21 protein-coding genes are annotated in these 21,065 nt (G+C 43.3%); 19 read left to right on the forward strand and 2 right to left on the reverse strand.

The window, feature by feature from the left end:
- Window positions 1–19: 19 nt before the first annotated feature.
- Together pfkA and pyk are read left to right on the forward strand one after the other, a co-directional pair.
- On the forward strand, window positions 20–982 hold the full coding sequence (gene pfkA, locus ACG3M1_RS10165; protein WP_002608651.1) for a 6-phosphofructokinase: 963 nt from the start codon (window positions 20–22) through the stop codon (window positions 980–982).
- 49 nt (window positions 983–1,031) lie between these two features.
- On the forward strand, window positions 1,032–2,453 hold the full coding sequence (pyk, locus tag ACG3M1_RS10170) for a pyruvate kinase (RefSeq protein WP_002608652.1): 1,422 nt from the start codon (window positions 1,032–1,034) through the stop codon (window positions 2,451–2,453).
- A 180-nt stretch (window positions 2,454–2,633) separates the two neighbouring features.
- Here pyk and ACG3M1_RS10175 read toward each other — a convergent pair whose 3' ends face one another.
- On the reverse strand, window positions 2,634–4,085 hold the full coding sequence (locus tag ACG3M1_RS10175) for an ISL3 family transposase (RefSeq protein WP_008819210.1): 1,452 nt from the start codon (window positions 4,083–4,085) through the stop codon (window positions 2,634–2,636).
- A 405-nt stretch (window positions 4,086–4,490) separates the two neighbouring features.
- Between ACG3M1_RS10175 and ACG3M1_RS10180 the strand changes: the two genes are divergently transcribed.
- From ACG3M1_RS10180 to ACG3M1_RS10245, 14 genes are all read left to right on the forward strand, one after another.
- Entirely contained in the window at window positions 4,491–5,555 is a 1,065-nt protein-coding gene (locus tag ACG3M1_RS10180) for a hypothetical protein (protein ID WP_009269324.1), read from the forward strand.
- Window positions 5,556–5,606: 51 nt separating this feature from the next.
- Window positions 5,607–7,190: an InlB B-repeat-containing protein gene (locus tag ACG3M1_RS10185; RefSeq protein WP_008819406.1), complete on the forward strand. Its 1,584-nt coding sequence runs from the start codon at window positions 5,607–5,609 to the stop codon at window positions 7,188–7,190.
- A 2-nt stretch (window positions 7,191–7,192) separates the two neighbouring features.
- Window positions 7,193–7,570, forward strand: coding sequence for a hypothetical protein (locus ACG3M1_RS10190; protein WP_008819405.1), 378 nt, complete (start codon window positions 7,193–7,195; stop codon window positions 7,568–7,570).
- 88 nt (window positions 7,571–7,658) lie between these two features.
- Window positions 7,659–7,814, forward strand: coding sequence for a hypothetical protein (locus ACG3M1_RS10195; protein WP_002608656.1), 156 nt, complete (start codon window positions 7,659–7,661; stop codon window positions 7,812–7,814).
- 1 nt (window position 7,815) lies between these two features.
- Window positions 7,816–8,841, forward strand: a complete 1,026-nt coding sequence (locus ACG3M1_RS10200) for an ATPase, T2SS/T4P/T4SS family (RefSeq protein ID WP_008819404.1) — start codon at window positions 7,816–7,818, stop codon at window positions 8,839–8,841.
- Window positions 8,828–9,610 (forward strand): hypothetical protein, encoded by a 783-nt coding sequence (locus tag ACG3M1_RS10205; RefSeq protein ID WP_008819403.1) that lies wholly within the window; start codon window positions 8,828–8,830, stop codon window positions 9,608–9,610. Before ACG3M1_RS10200 ends, ACG3M1_RS10205 begins: the two co-directional genes overlap by 14 nt.
- The gene (locus ACG3M1_RS10210) at window positions 9,611–10,303 is read left to right on the forward strand and encodes a hypothetical protein (protein ID WP_008819402.1); all 693 of its coding nucleotides are present in this window, start codon (window positions 9,611–9,613) and stop codon (window positions 10,301–10,303) included. It abuts the gene before it with no gap.
- 114 nt (window positions 10,304–10,417) lie between these two features.
- Window positions 10,418–10,546 carry a hypothetical protein gene (locus ACG3M1_RS10215; protein ID WP_002608661.1) on the forward strand — a complete coding sequence of 43 codons (129 nt, stop codon included), beginning with the start codon at window positions 10,418–10,420 and terminating at the stop codon, window positions 10,544–10,546.
- Window positions 10,546–10,944: an immunoglobulin-like domain-containing protein gene (locus tag ACG3M1_RS10220; protein ID WP_008819401.1), complete on the forward strand. Its 399-nt coding sequence runs from the start codon at window positions 10,546–10,548 to the stop codon at window positions 10,942–10,944. The genes ACG3M1_RS10215 and ACG3M1_RS10220 overlap by 1 nt, the downstream gene beginning before the upstream one ends.
- Window positions 10,945–10,953: 9 nt before the next feature.
- Entirely contained in the window at window positions 10,954–11,274 is a 321-nt protein-coding gene (locus ACG3M1_RS10225; protein ID WP_008819400.1) for a hypothetical protein, read from the forward strand.
- 76 nt (window positions 11,275–11,350) lie between these two features.
- Window positions 11,351–12,256, forward strand: a complete 906-nt coding sequence (locus ACG3M1_RS10230; RefSeq protein WP_002608664.1) for an ROK family protein — start codon at window positions 11,351–11,353, stop codon at window positions 12,254–12,256.
- Window positions 12,257–12,260: 4 nt separating this feature from the next.
- The gene (locus tag ACG3M1_RS10235; RefSeq protein WP_008819399.1) at window positions 12,261–13,493 is read left to right on the forward strand and encodes an aminopeptidase; all 1,233 of its coding nucleotides are present in this window, start codon (window positions 12,261–12,263) and stop codon (window positions 13,491–13,493) included.
- A 143-nt stretch (window positions 13,494–13,636) separates the two neighbouring features.
- Entirely contained in the window at window positions 13,637–14,188 is a 552-nt protein-coding gene (locus ACG3M1_RS10240) for a LemA family protein (RefSeq protein ID WP_008727570.1), read from the forward strand.
- 165 nt (window positions 14,189–14,353) lie between these two features.
- On the forward strand, window positions 14,354–16,258 hold the full coding sequence (locus ACG3M1_RS10245) for a DUF2207 domain-containing protein (protein ID WP_008819398.1): 1,905 nt from the start codon (window positions 14,354–14,356) through the stop codon (window positions 16,256–16,258).
- Window positions 16,259–16,331: 73 nt separating this feature from the next.
- Here ACG3M1_RS10245 and ACG3M1_RS10250 read toward each other — a convergent pair whose 3' ends face one another.
- Window positions 16,332–16,958, reverse strand: coding sequence for a recombinase family protein (locus ACG3M1_RS10250; RefSeq protein WP_008727571.1), 627 nt, complete (start codon window positions 16,956–16,958; stop codon window positions 16,332–16,334).
- 454 nt (window positions 16,959–17,412) lie between these two features.
- Between ACG3M1_RS10250 and ACG3M1_RS10255 the strand changes: the two genes are divergently transcribed.
- From ACG3M1_RS10255 to ACG3M1_RS10265, 3 genes are read left to right on the forward strand one after another with little or no spacing between them, the layout of a single operon-like run.
- The gene (locus ACG3M1_RS10255) at window positions 17,413–17,937 is read left to right on the forward strand and encodes a GNAT family N-acetyltransferase (RefSeq protein WP_008819397.1); all 525 of its coding nucleotides are present in this window, start codon (window positions 17,413–17,415) and stop codon (window positions 17,935–17,937) included.
- Entirely contained in the window at window positions 17,930–19,663 is a 1,734-nt protein-coding gene (gene thrS, locus ACG3M1_RS10260; protein WP_008819396.1) for a threonine--tRNA ligase, read from the forward strand. The genes ACG3M1_RS10255 and thrS overlap by 8 nt, the downstream gene beginning before the upstream one ends.
- Complete coding sequence (locus ACG3M1_RS10265; RefSeq protein WP_008819395.1) at window positions 19,663–20,598, forward strand: hypothetical protein; 936 nt, start codon at window positions 19,663–19,665, stop codon at window positions 20,596–20,598. The genes thrS and ACG3M1_RS10265 overlap by 1 nt, the downstream gene beginning before the upstream one ends.
- Window positions 20,599–21,065 lie beyond the last annotated feature (467 nt).

The raw sequence follows: 21,065 nt of genomic DNA on the forward strand, positions 1-21,065 counted from the left end.
CGTGAATGGAGGAATTTTTATGGTAAAACGTATTGGTGTTCTTACTTCCGGTGGAGATGCACCTGGAATGAATGCTGCAATTCGCGCCGTCACAAGGGTTGCACTCAACAGTGGAATCGAAGTCTTTGGTATTTACGATGGATACAAAGGAATGGTGGAAGGCTATATTGAGCCTTTGACAAAAGCCAGCGTCGGTGAAATCATCGACCGCGGCGGAACGATTCTAGGGTCTGCCCGACTTCCCGAATTTAAGGATATTGAAGTGCGTAATAAAGCAGTTCAGCAGTTAAAAAAACGTGGAATTGAGGCTATCGTAGTCATTGGTGGTGATGGTTCTTACCGTGGTGCACTGGCACTGACGGAGATGGGAATCAACTGTATCGGATTGCCGGGTACCATTGATAACGACATCACATGTACAGACTTTACGATAGGGTTTGATACAGCTCTGACGACAATCGTAGAGGCAGTCGATAAGCTGAGAGATACATCAAGCTCACACCATCGCTGTTCGATTGTGGAAGTTATGGGAAACCGCTGCGGGGACCTGGCGATCTGGTCAGGAATTGCATGCGGTGCTGAAATTGTCATTACATCCTCTACAGGCTTCGAGGAAGGTGAAGTGCTGGAGAGACTGCGTGATTTTGATTTAATCAAGAAAAAACGTCATGCAATTGTAGTCATTTCAGAAAAAATTACAGATGTTCACCAATTTGCCAAAAAGGTAAGTTTAAATACTGGATTTTCAGGTAGAGCCACGGTGCTTGGCCACGTTCAGCGTGGAGGATCACCGACACCGACAGATCGAGTATTGGCATCCCGTATGGGAGAAAAAGCGGTGGACCTGCTGATGCAGGGTGTAGGAGGCCAGTGTGTCAGCATTAAGGACAACCAGATTGTATCGGTACCGATAGAAGAGGCGTTGAATATGCCAAGAGAATCTCGCAAGAGATTGCAGAATTTATTCGACAGACTGGTATAGAAGGTTGCTTCTCGCAGTTTTTATTAGGTGATTAGGAAAGGAAATTAACATGTTAGCAAACAGAAAAACTAAGATTATTTGTACGATTGGCCCTGCTTCCGAAAGCAAGGAAATGATGACGAAGCTCGTCGAAAACGGAATGAACATCATCCGTTTAAATTTCTCCCACGGAGATTTTGAAGAACACGGGAACCGTATCAGGAATATCCGTGAGGTTGTTAAGGAAACAGGAAAAAATATCGCAATTCTGCTGGATACAAAGGGACCGGAGGTACGTCTGGGAGAATTTGAGAACGGCGTGGAAACGTATGAGAAGGGCGATATGGTTACCATCGTTCGTGAAAAAATATTAGGAACACACGAGAAATTTCACATTCAGTGTCCGGAAATCTTCGACGATGTTGAAGTTGGCGGAACCATTCTGATTGATGATGGGAAAATGCGTCTGACCATTCTGGAAAAGAGGGAAGGCGAACTGAAGTGCCGTATTGAGAACCCGGGACAGCTGAAAAGCAAGAAGGGTTGTAACCTGCCTGGTGTGAAGCTGAGTATGCCGTTCATCTCTCCGAAGGATGACGCAGATATCCGTTTCGGATGCCAGATGGGCGTGGATTATATCGCTGCATCCTTCACAAGAAGAAAAGAAGATATTCTGGCAATCCGTAAGATTTTAAGAGAAGAAGGAAAACCGGATATCCAAATCATTCCGAAGATTGAAAACCAGGAAGGCTTCGACAATCTGGAAGAAATTCTGGAGGTAGCGGATGGTGTCATGGTAGCTCGTGGTGACCTTGGTGTTGATGTTTCCTTTGAGCTGGTACCAATCTATCAGAAGAAAATCATCAAAACAGCAAATGCCATGGGAAAACCTGTTGTTACTGCTACGCATATGCTGGAGTCTATGCAGGGGAATCCAAGACCGACGCGTGCAGAGGCGAGTGATGTTGCCAACGCCGTGCTGGATGGAACAGATGCAATCATGCTGAGTGGGGAATCTGCTGCAGGTCTGTATCCAATCGAGGCTGTACAGACAATGGATCGTATTGCGAAGGCGATGGAGCCGACCATTCCGTTCAGAGACCGTTTGAAGGCAAGCATCAAGACGAGCCAGAGAACAAAGAATGATGCGATTGCTATTTCAGTAGCGGATACGGCTATGGCACTGGATGTTGCGGCTGTTATCGCGTTTACACAGAGTGGTACCACAGCAAGAAGAATTTCAAAATTCCGTCCGGAGGCACCGGTTATTGCTGTTACCTTCGACGAAAAAACACAGCGTTCTCTTGCTATGAACTGGGGAGTTACGACTGTTCTTTCCGAGGTCGCAAACAACCAGAACAACGAGTGTGAGCTTGCTAGAGCAATTGCGAAGGAAATGGGAATCAAGGTTGGTGAAACCATCATTATCGTTGCCGGATATCCGGTAGGAAATGGTGCTACCAACACAATGAAGATTATTGAAGTAAAATAAGAAGAATAGGCTATCCAAATTTTTTAGGGGTTTTCGCCAGAAATTTGGGGGTCAACTTTGGGGGAGAGAAAAAATAAAGGCTAAAAATTAAGACCCCTAAAGTTAAAATCAAGAGAATCAGTGAAAAAACATTCTGATTCTCTTTTTTTGGTTATGCTTCTGTACAAATTCTTAATCTCTTTATTCTTTTACTTTATATTTACCACGTTTCTTTCCAACATAGCTATGTACTTCATTAGATGATTTGGGCGTATTTCTCAATGCAGGTCTATTTCTGGTAGACCATAAGATTCGATTTCTAGTATAATTAAAATTAGAGGAACCTCGTGAGTTTCTCTTATAATCTTTCGGCTTTCGGTTGAATGATTCCATAGGTCCATTGGATAAACGTGCATAGTAACGCTCATTATCCTTTGCACTACGTCTTGATACCTCAGTTATAGTAAATGAGCGGGCAATCTCATGCTTATATTTATCAAGGTATTGTGAGAAAAGACGAGGAATGTAACCTCTGAGAGCCTTAAATTCTTCAATCATTTTTAATAATTCTTGCATTACTTCATCTTCAGAACTAAAGTGAGTATTATTGAATCTAATATATTTTTCTTTCACATCTCTGATTATATTGAACTTAGGATCTAGTGAGAGAAATAGTTTTTCAATAGTATATGTATCTGCGTACATTCTAAGAGAGCTGTGGTAATACCTTTTGTCAGAGTAATTGATATTGTCTTGATTCTTCAAAAGCACCCAGCGATATTTTCTAAGCAAGATAACTTCTTGTGATTCCTGAATCGTTTTATTGTCTCTATTGGTGTCATGATTTTGTTTTTCAAGCCTTTTAAGATCTCTATCTTTATATGCTTTCATTACTGAATTGATATAAGTATTAATCAATCCTAATAAATATTTAACAACATGAAAACTATCTAAAATCGACACAGCATTTGGAAAGAAATGCTTGGGTAATTCAAGATAAGGCTTATATGCATCAGAAATAATATAACGAACATGTTTTCTTTCTTCGTATGGAATGGAGAAGAAGTAGTTTTCAATGGTATGATGCCATCGGTTATGCAAGATGTCAACAATCTCTCCAGAAGTAAAGTCCATAAGAATCAAGGCATATTTCTCTTTTTCAGAAATATCAATATGTACTTCATCAACGGAAAGAAACTCAGGAAGAGTTAAACGTGGCAAATCCACGTAAGCAGTGAAAAGATCGTGAACTTGAGTATCAGATAAATTGAATTGTCTGGCAATAGATGCGGTAGAACGATCAAGGTCTTTCATAGCCTCTAAAACTAGTAGAGGAGTAATATCAGAGGATTGTTTATAACGCTGAAAGAATGGGAAATCTTCATTAACATATGTGGAACAGTTAGTGCATTTCCACTTTCTTTGGCTCACGATAAAGATGATGCAAGTTCCGTCTTGTAAGACAGGGTGTTTGATTTTGCGCTTATAAATACCTTTTGAGTGCATTCTGCAAGAACAATTAGGGCAATAAGACGGGATAGATGGTCGAGAGATATATACATACTTGGTATCAGCGATGATTTCAACATCGTTGATGATAATAGAACCATCATCGGGAATGTTTAATAATTTAAATAGATAAGAATGATCCATGATTACCTCCTTCACAGAAGCATAACCAATAGAACATTATAGAAAAAGAAACAGATGAATGCCACCTGTTTCTTTTGGGATTTATCCCCCTAAAGTGTCCCTCAAAGTTCAGACCCCTAAATTGACCCCTAAAGTTTAGCCCCCCAAATATTTTGGATACCCGAAGAATACCGGGCATGAGTGATCATGCTCTTTTTTTGCGTTGCAGCTGCGTGTTTTTTGCCTGAAATTTGCGTGGGAACTGCACGGTGTTTCATGGTATTATACTAATGTAAAGAATTGAAGGAAACATGAGCCTGTCGTGTTTCTTTTTTTTGAAAGGAGGTTGTAAGAATAAAAGAGGTATTGCGTCTCATGAAATCTATAGTATAATGATTACGTGGGAATGAAATGGAGGAAGAAGATATGAAGAAGAGTTTTTTTTCAGCAGGCTTGCTGACGACACTGTTGCTTATGGGCTGTTCATCCACGCCGGTATTAAAAAGCGGGGAGATTGAAATACCTGTGCATAAGGAACTGGATTTGTCTGCGTCCTGCTTTTTTGATTCCGTTGACAAGGCAGATAAGGTGACGGTAAAAAGCGGGAATCTGGATATTCAAAAGCTGGGAACTTATTCAATCACCATTGCTTACGGAAATGAGGATTATAAGCTGAAGGTGAAGATTGTTGATAAAGAAAGACCGATTCTGAAATGGAAAAAGAAGCGTTTGATTTTCAAGCTGGGTTCAAATCTTGATAAAGTGAATGATGCCATTCGCGATAATGCCGTTATCACGGATAACTATGATAAGAAGTTTCAATCGTTCGCTGGACTCAAGCGGATTCCAGAGTCTGATAAAGAAGTCGTTTTCGATGTGCAGGTTAAGGATAGCAGCGGCAATCTGTCAGAGAAAAACAGTCTGCTTGTGCAGTTTACAAGCGATGGTAAGGAGAAATCAGGGTTAAAGCAGGAGCATGCTTCCGCAGAGGTTTCCATCGATACGGGAAAAGCAGCAAAAAAGGATACAAAAAAGAAAGAGAAAAAGAAGGATAACAAAAAGAGTGAAAGGGCTTCAGAAAGTAAGGGTGCAGATAAAACAGATACAGAAACAAAAGTGCAGCAGCCTGAACAGAGCCAGGCATCATCTTCTACATCAGGTAACCAGAGCAGTGATAAACCGAAGGATGCGAATCCAAAGCCGGATTCATCGCAAGCAACAAGCGGTAATGCTGCGGAGAAGGAGCCTGTGTATCCGCCGGAGGAAAAACTTCCTGTTATGACAGTTGATAATTTTCCATCTAATTTATTAGGCAACAGTGGACGTGTTTTTGCAACATATGATGAGGCATATGCATGGGCGAATGAACAGGTAAAGTTAGAAGGCAGTCCGTGGTATGGATATTATATGGAAATAGGACAACCATTTGATGGTAACTATGCTAATGCTGGTGATGGAACAACACCTTGGACTGTAGATTTCTTTAAATAATTAAAAAAGCTAGAATTCTAGCTTTTTTAATTTGAAAGGAGGGAACAAGAAATGAAGAAATCATTCCGTTTTTCAGTACTGTTATTTCTTTTTATATTTGTAATATTCCCTATGATAGAGCCGGTTTATGTAAGCGCAGGAGCATTAACCACACAGGCATTTAAGCCTTTGAGTAATAAGGAAAAGGTTGTAGGTTTTACAAAAATCGGATCATGGAATAATGGGAGTTTTTTTGAAACAATAACTCATGAATTAGTTGGCTTTGACGATGAGGCTATGACAATGAAATACCGGTTTCGATATTACATAACACATAAGGGAAGTGCTGGTTCCTATATTTATCAGAAAGTACCTGTCGGTGTTTTCCTCGATAATAAAAAGGTTGCAACCTTTTCCAGCTGGATTGATAAGCATATAGCAAACAAAACACAGCTGTGCGGAGAAAAAACAGTAACCATAAAATCAGGAACACATGTCGTTGAGCTTCGTGATATTAAGGACGGAGCATTAACCGTTGTGAATGTGACCAAATCCATCAATATTCCTCTGCCATCCTATTCGGTCAAATTTCTTGATGATGACGGTACGGTATTGAAGACACAAACAGTGGAGAGGTATAAGAGCGCATCAGCTCCAAAGGTATCCAATAAAACAGATAAGACGTTTACCGGATGGGATAAGCCCTTTCAAAATGTCCGTGAGGATTTGGTGATAACAGCCCAATATGCTACCAACACCTATACTGTGAATTTTTTGGATTGGGATGGGCGTGTGTTGAAAACACAAACGGTTTCACATGGCGGAAATGCATCTCCGCCGTCCTCGCCGACCAGAGAAGGGTATATTTTTCAGGGATGGAAGGGCGATTATACCAATGTTACGGGAAACAGAACCATTACTGCCTCCTATAAAATACGGACCTTCACTGTTACCTTTGATTCCAATGGAGGCTCTTTTGTTGCATCTCAGACCATCACTTATGGAGATAAAGCAGGTACGCCAGCTGATCCAGTAAAAAAGAATAATAAATTTATGGGCTGGTATACGGCTGCAGGTGTGAGGTACGACTTCCGGCAGCCTGTGAAGAACTCTATGACGCTGTATGCCTATTGGGATGAGGAACCGGTAATCACTGCACAGGATATCCATATCTTTGAGGACTTGTATACGGTGCAGGAATGGCAGCGGATACGCCTGGAACGGGCGAAGGCACAGGATAAGGAGGATGGTGATATCAGCGCACGGCTGACAGTTCTCAAAGATACGACGAATCTGAAAAAGCAGGGAACCTATGAGTTAACCTATGAAGTAAAAGACAGCGCAGGAAACCGTTCCGAAAAAAATATCAAGGTTATCGTTCTGGATAAACGTGCACAAGAGGATCGCTCCAGAAAATATATTCGCTCAATATCCGCCAGCCATATTCAGACACTGCATCCTGACAGCTATTGGAGAGCGACAACACAATTTCAAAGGCTGACACAGTCCCTGCAGAAAACCTCAGCGCAGGCAGAGTGCACCTGGCATCTCACGGCAGAGGATATTGCAAAAATCCGCAGTTTCAATGCAGCGCACGGGTATTCAACGCAGGAGAACAAGGCGTTTCTGGAAGAATTTTCATATCTTAGGAGGTGAGTATGAAATCCGTTATCAAATATAGTATTTTGATGATTTGCTTTTCTGTCTCTATTCTGCTTGTGATGGATATCAATTCCATATCACAGAGAAAAAGTGAGATGGAGGATGCCGCAGAAATCAGTATGCGAAACTCGCTAAAGGCGGTAGGAATCCATAAAATGTATGCAGTGGATGAATCCGGCATGGAGGCTGAGCTTTTGCGTGAATTTGCATCCAATATCAATTCGGATACGGATTACACCCTGCGAATTATGGATATCAGCAGGGATGGATTACTGGATGTAGAGCTGACCGCAGACTTTGTTCATATGAATGGAGTCAGAGATCAGCGCAGGCTGCGAAAAACTATGATTATTGAGGCATATGATCTCCCCTGATCATATACAGGTTATGTCTTCCTGTCAAAAAGCGTGCACATAGTAATGTGCTTTTTTTGTGGCAACCCCACGGAAAGGACAAATGAAAATGGAAAATGCACCTAAAATAGCTGTTCTTGTTGTACTGGCACTTGTTGTTGGAAGTATCTTTATCGCTACAAGCAAGGAATACTCAAAAAGTGTTTCTGATAAAACCGTAGAGCAGACAAATAACCTATTCAATTCGACCGGAGCAGGCAGCTAATATGGCATTTGATTTTGGAATTCTGCAGCCATTTGTAAATGATGCGATGATTACGGACATTGACAGTAACGGAAAAACAGTTTATACAACACATGTGCACAAAGGAAAAAGCAGAGCAGCACTTTTGGAGCCTGGCTATCTGGAGCAGCTGCTGAACAGACTCTGCAATTCCGGCGCAATCAATGACCAGTTTAATTATGAGCATCCGAAGCTGGATGGTGAGATAGATGGCTTGCGCATACATGCGACACATCAGTCCTTCTCCACATCCGGATTTACATTGAGCATAAGGAAAAATCCGATAGAGCTCGTGATTACGCCAAAGACGGCGAAAAAAACGAAATACTGCAGCTCTGCGGTATTTGATTTTCTGCGGGCCTGTGTAATTGCAAGGATGAGCGTGATTTTCGGAGGTGAGGTAGGAACCGGAAAAACACAGCTGATGAAAACAATGCTGAGTATGTGTGATGATCAGGCGAGTATCGTTCTGCTTAGTGACATTGATGAAATGCGCATGCTTGAATTGTATCCGCAGCGCAATATCCGACAGTATATCATAAATGATATCATGTCATATACTGCGGCAACCTCGTGTATTCTGCGTGACAATGCAGATTATGTCTGCTTTCAGGAAGTTCGTGATGAGGCTGTGGATGATCTTTTTCTGGTGCTGAGCAGTTCGGCAAGAGTAACGGCAACGCTGCATGTAAAGGATGCTCTGTTAATGCCGCAGCGCATGATACAGCTTTCTTCAAACAAGAATGATCATCATCTGCTTTCTACCATACACGACTATATTCAGGTATGCATCACCCCCTGCAGAGTCATGCGAAACGGAAGGCTGCGCCGTTATATTGGACAGATTGCCCTGTTTTGGAATGATGCAGACAGAGTACCGCAGAAATGTCTTCTCTATGAACAAAGAGAGGAACAGGCAATTCGATATGCGATGCCGGAGTATTTTAAAAAGTATTTTGCAAATCAGAATATTCAGCTGGATTGGAGGGAAGGAATTGAAAACCTATAGCTTTACAAAGAAGCCGCTGATAGAAACCTATGGCTGTGCTTATTCCAAAAGGGATCTTTTGCTGACCATCGGCGGTGCCTGTTTATGTGTGGGGGCAATCTGTTATATGCAAAGGCTGCAGCTGCTGTATACATGTGTGGTAATCGCAACGTTAATGCTGCTGCTACCGGCAGTGATCTCCTCTTATTTTATCTATCAGAGTGAGAAAAAACGCTTTGAGGAATACTGTCATTACTTTGAAGGAATGCGCATGTATTTCAAGGTATACGGAAAGTTAAATACAGCGCTGAAGGAAACCTGCAATTTGTTTGCGGATGATTCGCAAATGTCCGTGTGCATTCATCGTGCAGTTATGGAAATCGAAGACAGCGGAGAGTATGCCAAAGCACTTGGCTACATAGAGGAGTTCTACGAAAACACCTATTTGAAGCGACTGCACTCACTGCTCATAACCGGAGAGAAGCAGGGTGGGGATTCTGTCTATTACAATTTGGATTTGATTGATTACGATGGCTGGAAAAACAGCATGCTTATGTTTCAGAAAAAGAAAAAATCTGCCAAATATATGTTTTTCCTCATGACGGTACTTTCCTTTGCCATCAGTGTATACTCCGTACTTGCCTATCAGGATGCGCAGGTGCAGGAAGGCATTATTGAAAATGCGCAGTATCAGCTTTTTACATTTCTTGAGCTTGAGATACTGATGCTTTTGTTTCTGGTGGTTTATATGTCGCTGGTGAATAAGAAATGGCTGAGGAGGGATGAATAAATGAATCAGGTTATGCAATGGATGACACATGATACAACGCGATACGGCTATCTGCTTGAACATAAAGAGGAATGGCATTATTCGCTCATACGCTTTGCCTTCATGCTTTTTATGGGACTGATAGGGGTGCTGCTGGCGGTTATAAAACGCTCTTCGCCTCCTGTCTGTATAGTTTGTGCCGTAGGCTTTACCTATGGCGGCTATAAGCTGCCCTGGCTGTGGCTCAGGCTTCGACACAATCAGCGCTGCAGACAGATCAGTGATGCCATCATTCTTTGGGTTAACACGATATATGCATTGATTGGAGAAAACAATATTTATAATGCAATCTCACTCTCCTATGCTTCTGCACCGGAAATTCTCAAACCGGATCTGGAGTGCTTCATACAGCAGATTACGCTGGATCATTCCGATAAAGACGCTTATCTAAATTTTCTATCCATGTATGAAATCGATGGATTTCGGGATATCATGATGAAGCTGTATGAATATCGCAGTCTTTCGAAGGATAAATTGAAATATGAGATAGCAGCACTTACAAAAGCCCTTTCGAGGATTGAAAGGGATAAGCGCGAGCGACGTTATCGCAGCGAGCTCTTTACAGCCGATACGCTGACTATGATCATGATGAGTGTTCCCTGTATGTATATGTTTTTTGTATCTTTGATTTTATCCCAGCTGATCATGAGCTGATGGAACATGCGACAGAAACGGCTGTTGAGGTCGTAGTGATGCTGCTTTGTGCAAGTGCCATGCTTACGGTATTCTATTATCTGTTTACGTCCATGCCGCTGCTGGGAGTTTAGTATGGATACGACAGTAAAAGAAAGTGTGGAACTGATGGTAGAACTGATTTGTGCTTTTTCTGTTATGGCAATGCTGTCTCTTGCAATGTACACGGATGTCATCAGCAGACTGCTGGAGAGGCTGTTCTAATGGAAAATGCAGTCAGAATCAGCGTACCCGTCTGGGTTACGATTCTGATCATTACGGTCGTTTTTTCCGCATTCGGAGGATGGAGCCTGAGTGCAAAGACCTATATGGAACAGGAAAGTAAACAGATGGAGAATACGCAGCTGCACATCAATCAGATGCTGCTGGAGCATTCCTTTCCACAGATACTTGCACAGAATCAGCGCATACCGCAGGGCAGCAGCTATCAGATCAGGGAACATGTGAGGGCGATTGACCATATGGATGGTGATATCAGTGAAAAGCTGGAATTTTACGGGCAGGTAAACCCGATGAAAAAGGGAGTGTATACGGTTCGATGTGTCGTCCGTAATTCCCTGGGGATGAAGAGTGTGAAGCACATTCAGGTGCTGGTGGATTAAGGAGGTATTATGAAAATTAGTATCACAAGTGCATTATCAATGATATTTCTAACCTTTGTTTGTGTTTTGTTTATCAACGTGATGTCAGCACAGATGCAGATTGCCAAGCTCAATGATTTTCATTACGGAGTTGTTCATGAACTGGAAAGCAGTGATTTTTCGCCTGCAGTTATCGATCAGCTGACACATGCGGCAAATTACGATGTCCGTATTGAAAACAGGGGGGTGAAGGATGATTTGCGAATTTATCAGGTCATAACCTCCGGCAGTGTACGCATGCCGCTTTTTCATTACGAAAAAACATATGTGAAGGAGAGCAGTGCACGCTGATAAATTTGTTATATTTAAGGAAAAGCTCCTTCAGATATGATACAATATAGACAAGTCTTAAAGGAGGAGCTTTTTTATGAAAACGTATATTGGTGTTGATTTGGGCGGTACAAACGTCAGAGTGGCAAAAGTTGATGAAACAGGTGCCATCCTGCAAATTGTAAAGGAACCTACTGAAATCGGCAAAGGTGTGGAGCAGGTAGTTAGTAAAATCATATCCATGATCGAACGTATTGAAGGATATGAAGCAGTTGCCGGTATCGGCATGGGTGTGCCGGGTCCTGTAGACACGAAAAACGGCAAGATGATTCTGGCTACCAATCTGCCGGGATTTGAGGGGTATCCAATCGCCTCCAGAATTGAAGAGCATTTCCACGTACCGACATTCCTGGATAATGATGTGAATGTTGCCGGTATGGGAGAGGCACTGCAGGGGGCTGGAAAAGGAAAAGATATCGTTTACTATGTTACGATCTCCACGGGCATTGGCGGTGCTCTGGTTGTCAATCAGAAGGTGATCGCCGGAAGAAACGGACATGCCGGGGAAATTGCCAATCTGATTATTGACAGAAACCGTGAGAAGGTGAATTATCTGAATGTCGGAGCCGTAGAAAATGAAGCAAGCGGTACGGCGATTACCCGTAAGGGGAAAGCGGCGTTTGGTGAAGATGCTGTTCAGCATGCCGGTGATGTGTTTGATCTGGCGCGCAAGGGAAATGCCAAGGCATTGGAAATCTGTGATGCGGTGGCGTATGATCTGGCAGTGATGTTTTCCCAGATTGCGCACGTTGTGGATCCGGAGGTCTTTGTCGTTGGTGGCGGTGTTATGAAGGGCAAGGATGTATTCTTCGATAAGATGGAGAATTATTTCCGTAATATGATTCATAAGGGAATGCAGACTGTGGTGTTTATGGAGGCTGAGCTGGATGAACCAGGGATTATTGGTGCAGCTATGCTGCCGATGGCATACGTAAAGGAGTAGGAAAATGGATGCACGTTTACAGAAATATGCAAAGCTTGCGGTGCGCAAGGGTGTTAACCTGCAAAAGGGACAGACGCTGATTATCAATACCTCCGTGGAAGCGCTGGAGATGACACGCGCCTGTGTGGAAGAAGCATATCAGGCAGGGGCAAAGGAGGTACTCGTTTTCTATAAGGATGATTACGTTTCCAAGCAGCATTATCAGTATCAGGACGAGGAAACCCTGTGTACGGTACGGCCCTGGCAGATCGACTGTAAGCTGGATTATATGAAAGAAGGAGCCTGCATTCTGCATATCATCAGTGATATTCCCGGCATTTTAAAGGATGCGGATGCTGAAAAAATCAGCAAGGCACGTCTGGCCATGGCGAAGGCGGGAAAAGAACTGCAGTCATATACCATGATGAATAAAACACAGTGGTGCATCGTCGCGGCTCCGAATAGGGAATGGGCGAATCTGGTTTTCCCTGAATTCGAGGGCGAAGAGGCTGCTGTAGAGGAACTGTGGGATCGAATTCTCAGTGCTGTACATGTTGAGGCAGAGAATGATCCAATTCAGGAATGGATCGATCTGCAGGAAAATTTTGCACGCAGGGAGCAGATCTTAAATACGCATCGCTTCCAGAAGCTGCATTTTGAAAATGCAGGGGGTACGGATTTATGGGTAGAGCTTGTTAAAAATCACCTATGGGCCGGAGGAAGTGAAAAAACAGTAGCCGGTGTAGAGTTTAATCCAAACATGCCAACGGAGGAAATTTTTACGATGCCGAAGAAAACCGGGGTAAATGGCAAGGTGTACGCCACAAAGCCGCTGGATTATAACGGAACGCTGATTGAGGATTTCTGGTTTCTCTTTCAGGATGGAAAGGTTATTGATTTTGGCGCCGAGAAAGGATATGACACACTGTCCTCACTCGTTCATTTCGATGAGGGAAGCTGTTATCTAGGTGAGGTTGCTCTGGTGCCTTACGAATCTCCAATCAGTAAGAGCGGTATTCTGTTTCTGAATACGCTGTTTGATGAAAATGCCTCCTGTCACCTAGCATTGGGAGATGCGTATCCGATGAATGTTGCAGGTGGTGTCGATATGAGTGAGGAACAGCTGAAGGAAGCAGGGGCCAATCATTCCATGACCCACGTGGATTTCATGTTTGGCAGTCCGGATATGAAAATAACCGGAGTTTGTGAAGACGGGTGCGAGGTAGCCGTCTTTGAACAGGGAAATTTTGTATTCTAGACCGGGGGTTCCGGTCTTTTTTCTATCTGCGTTTTGTATAGCGAGGAAGAGGAGCTTTTATGGAAATACGCCGTGAGAAAAGAATTTCTGGTGAAGCTATGTCTTCTATGGTATAATCTAGCTAATAAAAGGAGGGAATATCTATGATAATGATTATTATTGCTGTTGTAGTCGTGCTCATTCTGCTATGGGTTATTTCAACCTATAATAAATTTGTAAAGCTGCAGAATAAAGTGGAAGAGGCGTTTTCTACGATGGATGTATACCTGAAAAAGCGCTATGATTTGATTCCGAATTTGGTGGAAACCATCAAGGGCTATACAAAGCATGAATCAGAGACACTGGAAAGGGTTATCAGTGCGCGAAATCTTGCTGTAAATGCGCAGTCATTGGATGAAAAAATCAAATCCGAGAAGAATTTTCAGTCTATGCTGGGGCCTTTGTATGCCATCAGTGAGCAGTATCCGAACCTAAAGGCGGATCAGCATTTTACACAGCTGCAGAACGAGCTGCAGAATATCGAATCTGAAATTGCAAATTCACGTAAATACTATAATGCAGTATGTGTGAAATTCAACAATCTTGTGGAAATGTTCCCAAGCAATCTGCTTGCCGGCATGTTCCATAAGACGAAGAAGCCGCTGTATGAAATCGAGGATGCTGCCCAGCGTGAAAACGTAAAGGTACAGTTTTAAAGGGATAGCACAGCTATTCCTTTTTATCCTTTGAAAAATAAGGCGGTATCCGGCTGCATAGTATGTGCAACAGCTGAAGGCAGATGCATAACTGTGAGCTGAAAAGCGGCATAAAGGCGCGCTTGGAAAAACATGCAACAACATGTTCTTATGAGGGAAACAACAATGAAAAAAATTAAACGATGGATTGCGGTCTGCTGTTTGCTGTTTGCGGCAACGCTTATACCGGTGGATGCGCAGGAGGCTTTCATTATTGATGATCTGCATGTGTCTATGGAGGTACATGAGGATGGTGGTATTGACATTACAGAAACCTATGTGCTGAATTTTACAGAAGCAAAGCATGGATTTTTTCGTAATATCCCAACCTCCTATGATATGGAGTGGTCTGTGGATGGAAAGCTGGAAAAGAAGAGCTATTATTTTCCGGTCAGTGAAGTAACCTGTAACCGAACCTGCTCTCTTGAGGGCAACGCTGATGCGGTGGTTGTTAAGCTCGGTGATCCGGATAAGACGGTATACGGGGAACAGAAGTATGAGATTTCTTATCATGTAAAGACGAAGGATCTGGATTTGAGTAACCATGCGCAGGCATTGTATTGGAATCTTGCATACGGCTTTGATACTCAGATTCGTCATTTGTCCTATGACATAAAAATGCCGAAGGCTTTTGATGAAAATGCGGTGTTTACCTACAGCGGGGCTTTCGGGGAAACGACAACGAACCTCACACATGAGGTGGATCAGCTGCATATCAAGGGAGAAACCGGCAGGCTTCTTTTGTCCAATGAAAGTGCAACCATAAAGGTTAATCTGCCAAACGGATATTTTATCTATCCAAAACCGAAGGATTATTCCATACCGGTGAGTATAGCGTCTGGCATACTGCTGTTGGCGGCTCTTTCGCTGTTCTGGAAATACGGACGGGATGATGAGATCATCGCGACGGTTGAATTTAAAGCACCGGATGGTCTGGACAGTGCCGGTGTGGGTTATGTGATCGATAATACCGTAGAAAATAAGGATATTCTGTCTCTGATCATCGACTGGGCAAATCGCGGCTTCATAAAAATATATGATGAAAAGGACGGATTTCAGTTGGAGAAGCTAAAGGATATGACGAAAGAGAACAGTCATGCCTATGAACGTGCATTTTTTGATTCTATATTCCTTTACGAAACCATCGTCAGGGAAGAGGGAATGAAGAACGAAGAAGTGCGAAGAGGGCTTGCCAGTGCCAAAAGTATGCTGCGGAATTATTTTAACAAAGATCCAAAGAAACGCATATTTACGAATACCTCTGTGGTACTTCAAGTGATTATGATCCTATTGATTGGCCTTCCGGGCTTGCTGTTATCCTTCTTCAGTGCAAAGGCCAAGTATGAAATGAATTTATTTGCGATTCCCTATGTTATACCGTCCGTGCTACTGATGGTATCCTGTATCCCATGGATCATTATCATGCGTAAGCGTTATGTAATGAAGAAGCCGATTTTTGTGCTGGTTATGTGCCTTATGGTCTTTCTAAATGGAATTCTGATTGCCGTGAATGCTGTTTTGCAGCTGCTGGTAGGCGGCAGTATGTGGGCGGTACTGCTTCATGCCGTCATTACCATTTTACTGATTCTGATCATGATATTCATGGACAAGCGCAGTGAGCAGGGCACGCGCTGGCTGGGACAGATTCTCGGTCTGAAGGATTTTATCCTAACCTGTGAGAAGGACCGTCTGGAGCTTCTTGCAAAGGACGATCCCTATGCATTTTTCTCCATTCTTCCTTACGCATATGTTCTTGGTGTAAGTGATGTTTGGGTGAAAAAATTCGAAACAATTGCGGTGGCAGCACCAAACTGGTATCAGGGCTATGATTCCACAGGTGTTTTTACCACCATGCTGTGGTGGAATCATTTCCATTACTGCTTTCATGATATTTCAGCAGCAGCTACATACGTTCCGGCACCAAAAGGCGGAAGCGGCGGAGGTAGCTTTGGCGGTTTTGGCGGTGGAGGCTTCTCTGGAGGCGGTTTCTCCGGTGGCGGCTTTGGCGGCGGAGGCGGCGGAAGCTGGTAAGTCTATCATAAAAACAAGTCCTTGCGTTTTACGGACTTGTTTTCTTTTCCCTTTTCCTTGTTATGCAAAGCCGCTATCTTGATGTCTCGGAATTCAGCTTACCGTCCTCCAGCTCCTTGACTTTCTTATAGAAGGTTGAATATTTCAAACCGGAAATAGCGATTGCCTCCTTGCTTTGCAGCTCCCCCTGCTGCCATAAATACACAATCTCCTCGAAGTCCTCCGGTAATGCGATTTTTGGCCGGCCGAACCGCACACCACGCATTTTCGCTGCACGGATTCCCTCAGCCTGCCGCTGATGGATATTCACACGCTCATTTTCCGCAACAAAGCTGAGCAGCTGCAATACGATATCCCCAATCAGAGTGCCAATCAGATCTTTTTTCTGATCTGTGTCGAGAAGCGGCATATCCAGAATCTTGATATCCACTTTTTTGTCCTTGGTTATGTATTTCCATTCCTGCAGAATCTCATTGTAGTTTCTGCCAAGACGATCGATACTTTTTACGACAAGCAGATCCCCCTGTTTCAGTTTCTTATAGACAAGCTTATGATACGCAGGCCGATTGAAATCTTTACCACTCAGTTTATCCATGTAAATATACTTTTTGTCAATTCCCATGTCCAATAATTCCAGATATTGTCTAGCTTCATTTTGGTCCTGACTGGAAACTCGGACATAACCATAAGTTTTTCTCATGTACATACTCCTTTCCATGCATGTGAAAATTATACTAGACTTCAGTGGAAATTAAACTGTTAAAATTTACCAATTTGTAAGCGGAATACATAAAAGCTGTAAAATACGGAATATTTTGAAAATATGTTTACAAATTCTGAATACTATGGCGAATTTGTTTTTATGGGAGAAGTATTTGACATATCGTCTGGAATGGTGTATAAAATAGACAGGAGTTAAATACGAGGAAAAGGACATGGGGTCATTATTCTGATGCAGAGAGAAGGACGGCAGGTGAAAGTCCTTTGAAGGAATGCTGATCTTACTACCTTGGAGTAGCACCCGAAAGGGAAAGCCGCATGCCTGCGTTACGGGTTTGAGTGCATATGAGGAATCATATGAACAAAGGTGGTACCGCGTGTAAGACTGAACGTCCTTTGGATGCAGTCTTTTTTTTGTTGAAGGAGATGATGATATGCAGCTTGTACTGGCACAAGTTTCTGACGCTGAAGCCCTGCAGCGTTATGAGGATGTCTGTAAGGATGCAGAGGAAACAGATGTTTTGCCGTTTCGCCTTCAGTATGCGGATATGTCTGCTTTTCTGAAGGCACAGACAGATTGGCATATCGGTGCAAATCTGCCAGAGGGTGTTGTTTCCAGCAGTCTGTATCTTGTCAGGCAGCATGGTGAAGTCGTTGCCACGCTTGTATTGCGGCATGAGCTCAATGCATATCTGAGAAAGTTTATCGGGCACATCGGATACCGCGTGCATCCGGCATATCGCAGGCAGGGAATCGCCAAAGAGATGCTGAAGCAGGCAGTTGTACTTGCAAAACGGGAATATGGACTGCAAGCGGTAATGGTCAGTTGTCGCGATGATAATATCGCGTCGAAAAAAACGATTCTGCACGCTGGTGGATGCTGGGAACGAAGCTATCGCATACCGGAAACAAATGAATGCTACGATATATTCTGGATAGGAGGAAATGAATATGATTGATATTAAAGAGCATGAGGAATTAAGCAGGCTGAATCATTCCTGTGCACATATGATGGCACAGGCGGTAAAGCGCTTGTATCCACAGGCAAAATTCTGGGTAGGGCCGGTCATCAGTGAGGGCTTCTATTATGATATTGACCTGGGTGATGAAGTAATTAAGGAAGAGGATCTTGCGAAAATCGAAAAGGAAATGAAAAAGATTGCCAAGGACGGCAAGCGTATCGTACGAAAGGAGATTTCCAAGGAAGAGGCTTTGGAAATGTTCCAAAATGACCCCTACAAAATCGATCTGATCAGTGATCTGGAGGATGGTACAATCACCTGTTATCAGCAGGGGGAGTTCATTGACCTGTGTCGGGGACCGCATGTCGATACAGTTAAGCAGTTGAAAAATTTCAAGCTGCTGAAGCATTCCGGTGCCTACTGGAAGGGAGATGCCAGCAATAAGATGCTGCAGAGAATCTACGGTATCTGTTTCCCGACAGCTGAGGAGCTTGAGGATCATCTGCATCTGCTGGAGGAAGCGAAAAAGCGTGATCACAAAAAGCTGGGAAGAGAGCTTGGACTGTTCATGATGAGCGAATTCGCTCCAGGTATGCCATTTTTCCTGCCAAACGGAATGATTATCCGCAATCTGCTGGAAAACTTCTGGTATGAAGAGCACACAAAGGAAAACTATCAGTTTATCAAAACACCAATCATGATGAGCAAAGAGCTGTGGGAAGTGAGTGGTCACTGGGAAAATTATAAAGAGAACATGTATACGACCATGGTTGATGATCGTGAATTCGCAATCAAACCGATGAATTGCCCGGGTTCTTTGCTGGTGTTTAAGAACGGGCTGCATTCCTATAAGGATCTCCCATTGCGTATGGGAGAGCTCGGACAGGTGCACCGTCATGAGGCAAGCGGCGCATTAAACGGATTGTTCCGCGTCCGTACGTTTACACAGGATGATGCACATATCTTTATGCGTCCCGATCAGATTGAAAGCGAAGTTATGCAGCTGATTCAGTTCATCGATCGTGTATATTCGGTGTTCGGACTGAGCTATCGCATCGAGCTTTCTACACGTCCGGAAAAGAAATACATTGGAGATCTGGCGATTTGGGAGCAGAGTGAAAAAGCATTGGCAGATGCCTGCGTTCATGCAGGAAAGGATTATAAGGTGAATCCGGGAGACGGAGCATTCTATGGTCCGAAGCTGGATTTCCATATCAAGGATTCTCTGGGAAGAGAATGGCAGTGCGGTACCATTCAGCTGGACATGAATCTGCCGGAGCGATTTGATTTAACTTATGTTGAAAAAGACGGCTCCAAGGTACGTCCGGTCATGCTTCATCGCGTAATCTTCGGTTCCATTGAACGCTTTATCGGTATCCTGATTGAGCATTTCGCAGGACATTTCCCAGTATGGCTGGCACCGCAGCAGGTCAGTGTGGTTCCGGTTCATCATGAGAAGCATCTGGGATATGCAAATGAGGTACATGAGAAATTATGTGCACTTGGCTTCCGCAGTAAGCTGGATGCAAGAAACGAAAAGCTGGGATACCGTATTCGTGAAGCGCAGCTTTCCAAAATTCCGTACCAGCTTGTAATCGGTGACGGTGAAATTGAAAACCGAAGTGTTACACTGCGCCGTGCACAAAGCAGGGAATCTATAACGATGTCACTGGATGACTTCATTGCTATGATGGAGAAAGCAGTGAAGGAGAAAAAACTGTAATGAAGCTGCTTAAGGGGGCGCTTGCAGCAATACTGGCTGTTTCGATGACAGCCTGTAGCACCCAGAGCAGCAAGCAGGAAGAAAAGGAATCTAAGAAAGAGGAGCCTATCAAAATTCTGGCGCCTATGGGAGCACCGTCTCTGTCCTTGCTTGGGCTTTACGGTAATCAGAACGTAACCATCGATACCGTTGACGGAACGGATGTATTGCGTGCACAGCTTGCGAAAAAGGATGGTGAGTATGATGCGATCATAGCTCCGATCAACCTGGGAGCAGCGCTGCTTTCCAAGGATAAGAGCGCGTATCTTCTGGACTCTGTCGTCACATGGGGCAATCTGTATATTATCGGAAGTGATGAAGCAGATTTACAGAAAGAGGGAATGTTTGCGGCCTTCGGTGAAAAGGCGGTTCCGCAGAAGGTATTGGAAAGCAGTATGGATCTATCGTCGTTTACTCCTGAAATCCGTTATTTCAATTCTGCAAATGAAGTGCAGGCACAGCTGCTGAGTAAAAAGGCTGCTGTTGGTCTTCTGGCAGAGCCTGCTGCTACTGCAACCATTGCAAAGGCGAAGGAAAAAGGAATTGAACTCAAGGTTTTGAAGGATCTGCAGAAGGAATATAAGGCAGCAAATAACATGGAGCAAAGCGGATATCCGCAGGCTGCATTGTTTATTAAGAAGGGTAGCGAGGAGAAGGTTGCCGCTTACAGAAAGGAAGCGGAGGCATTTGTGAAAAAGGCGGATGACACCTCAATTGCCGGGGCTGTTGAAACAGCGACAGTGGAAAAGCTGGGAATTCCAAGTGTTCAGATTGCACAGAAAACATGGAAGCGTCAGAATATCCGGTTTGAAAAGGCAACAGATGTGCAAAAGGATATTGCATTGTTTCTGAAGCAGTTTGCCATTACATTAAAGGACTCTGCCTATACAAAATAATTTGTTTGATTGCTTCCTTCATTCCGTAAGACAACATCCGACACCACATGCTATGCGTGATTGAGTGCTGTAACTTATAAAGAGCAAAGAATTGAAGATAAATCAAATAAAAAGGATCCGTTCTGAGCAACGGGTTCTTTTTGCATATGCTGCAGTGCTTCTGCATAGAATACTGCGTAACCAGCCCTTACAGGGACCATACAGATGTTACCTGAAATCTAAGAAAATGTGATATTTTAAAAAGAATGAAAAAAGGTTACGGGTAAGGAATTTTAAACGAGAAAACCCGTAGAAACCCTATAAATACGGGACAATCTTTAAATTTTAGCGATAAAAACCATGCTTTTATTCGTAGAAAATTGCAAGAAAAAAATTATGAATTTTCCACAATTTATATAAAAATACGCCCTTTTATGCTGGGGTGCTTTTTTTTAATTTTAGGTGTCAAGAAACCGTTTAAATGACAT

It is taken from the genome of Clostridium sp. 10cd* (assembly GCF_044336395.1).
Taxonomy (GTDB): Bacteria; Bacillota_I; Bacilli_A; order Erysipelotrichales; family Erysipelotrichaceae; genus Clostridium_AQ; species Clostridium_AQ innocuum.

Excerpts from the sequence above, each read along its gene's own strand:
- ACG3M1_RS10230 (WP_002608664.1), top strand. The coding sequence starts at position 11,351 with ATGAAAACGTATATTGGTGTTGATTTGGGCGGTACAAACGTCAGAGTG.
- ACG3M1_RS10195 (WP_002608656.1), top strand. The coding sequence starts at position 7,659 with ATGGAAAATGCACCTAAAATAGCTGTTCTTGTTGTACTGGCACTTGTT.
- ACG3M1_RS10235 (WP_008819399.1), top strand. The coding sequence starts at position 12,261 with ATGGATGCACGTTTACAGAAATATGCAAAGCTTGCGGTGCGCAAGGGT.
- ACG3M1_RS10225 (WP_008819400.1), top strand. The coding sequence starts at position 10,954 with ATGAAAATTAGTATCACAAGTGCATTATCAATGATATTTCTAACCTTT.
- ACG3M1_RS10180 (WP_009269324.1), top strand. The coding sequence starts at position 4,491 with ATGAAGAAGAGTTTTTTTTCAGCAGGCTTGCTGACGACACTGTTGCTT.
- ACG3M1_RS10240 (WP_008727570.1), top strand. The coding sequence starts at position 13,637 with ATGATAATGATTATTATTGCTGTTGTAGTCGTGCTCATTCTGCTATGG.
- pfkA (WP_002608651.1), top strand. The coding sequence starts at position 20 with ATGGTAAAACGTATTGGTGTTCTTACTTCCGGTGGAGATGCACCTGGA.
- ACG3M1_RS10200 (WP_008819404.1), top strand. The coding sequence starts at position 7,816 with ATGGCATTTGATTTTGGAATTCTGCAGCCATTTGTAAATGATGCGATG.
- ACG3M1_RS10185 (WP_008819406.1), top strand. The coding sequence starts at position 5,607 with ATGAAGAAATCATTCCGTTTTTCAGTACTGTTATTTCTTTTTATATTT.
- thrS (WP_008819396.1), top strand. The coding sequence starts at position 17,930 with ATGATTGATATTAAAGAGCATGAGGAATTAAGCAGGCTGAATCATTCC.
- ACG3M1_RS10175 (WP_008819210.1), bottom strand. The coding sequence starts at position 4,085 with ATGGATCATTCTTATCTATTTAAATTATTAAACATTCCCGATGATGGT.
- ACG3M1_RS10245 (WP_008819398.1), top strand. The coding sequence starts at position 14,354 with ATGAAAAAAATTAAACGATGGATTGCGGTCTGCTGTTTGCTGTTTGCG.
- pyk (WP_002608652.1), top strand. The coding sequence starts at position 1,032 with ATGTTAGCAAACAGAAAAACTAAGATTATTTGTACGATTGGCCCTGCT.
- ACG3M1_RS10265 (WP_008819395.1), top strand. The coding sequence starts at position 19,663 with ATGAAGCTGCTTAAGGGGGCGCTTGCAGCAATACTGGCTGTTTCGATG.
- ACG3M1_RS10215 (WP_002608661.1), top strand. The coding sequence starts at position 10,418 with ATGGATACGACAGTAAAAGAAAGTGTGGAACTGATGGTAGAACTGATT.
- ACG3M1_RS10220 (WP_008819401.1), top strand. The coding sequence starts at position 10,546 with ATGGAAAATGCAGTCAGAATCAGCGTACCCGTCTGGGTTACGATTCTG.
- ACG3M1_RS10255 (WP_008819397.1), top strand. The coding sequence starts at position 17,413 with ATGCAGCTTGTACTGGCACAAGTTTCTGACGCTGAAGCCCTGCAGCGT.
- ACG3M1_RS10190 (WP_008819405.1), top strand. The coding sequence starts at position 7,193 with ATGAAATCCGTTATCAAATATAGTATTTTGATGATTTGCTTTTCTGTC.
- ACG3M1_RS10210 (WP_008819402.1), top strand. The coding sequence starts at position 9,611 with ATGAATCAGGTTATGCAATGGATGACACATGATACAACGCGATACGGC.
- ACG3M1_RS10250 (WP_008727571.1), bottom strand. The coding sequence starts at position 16,958 with ATGAGAAAAACTTATGGTTATGTCCGAGTTTCCAGTCAGGACCAAAAT.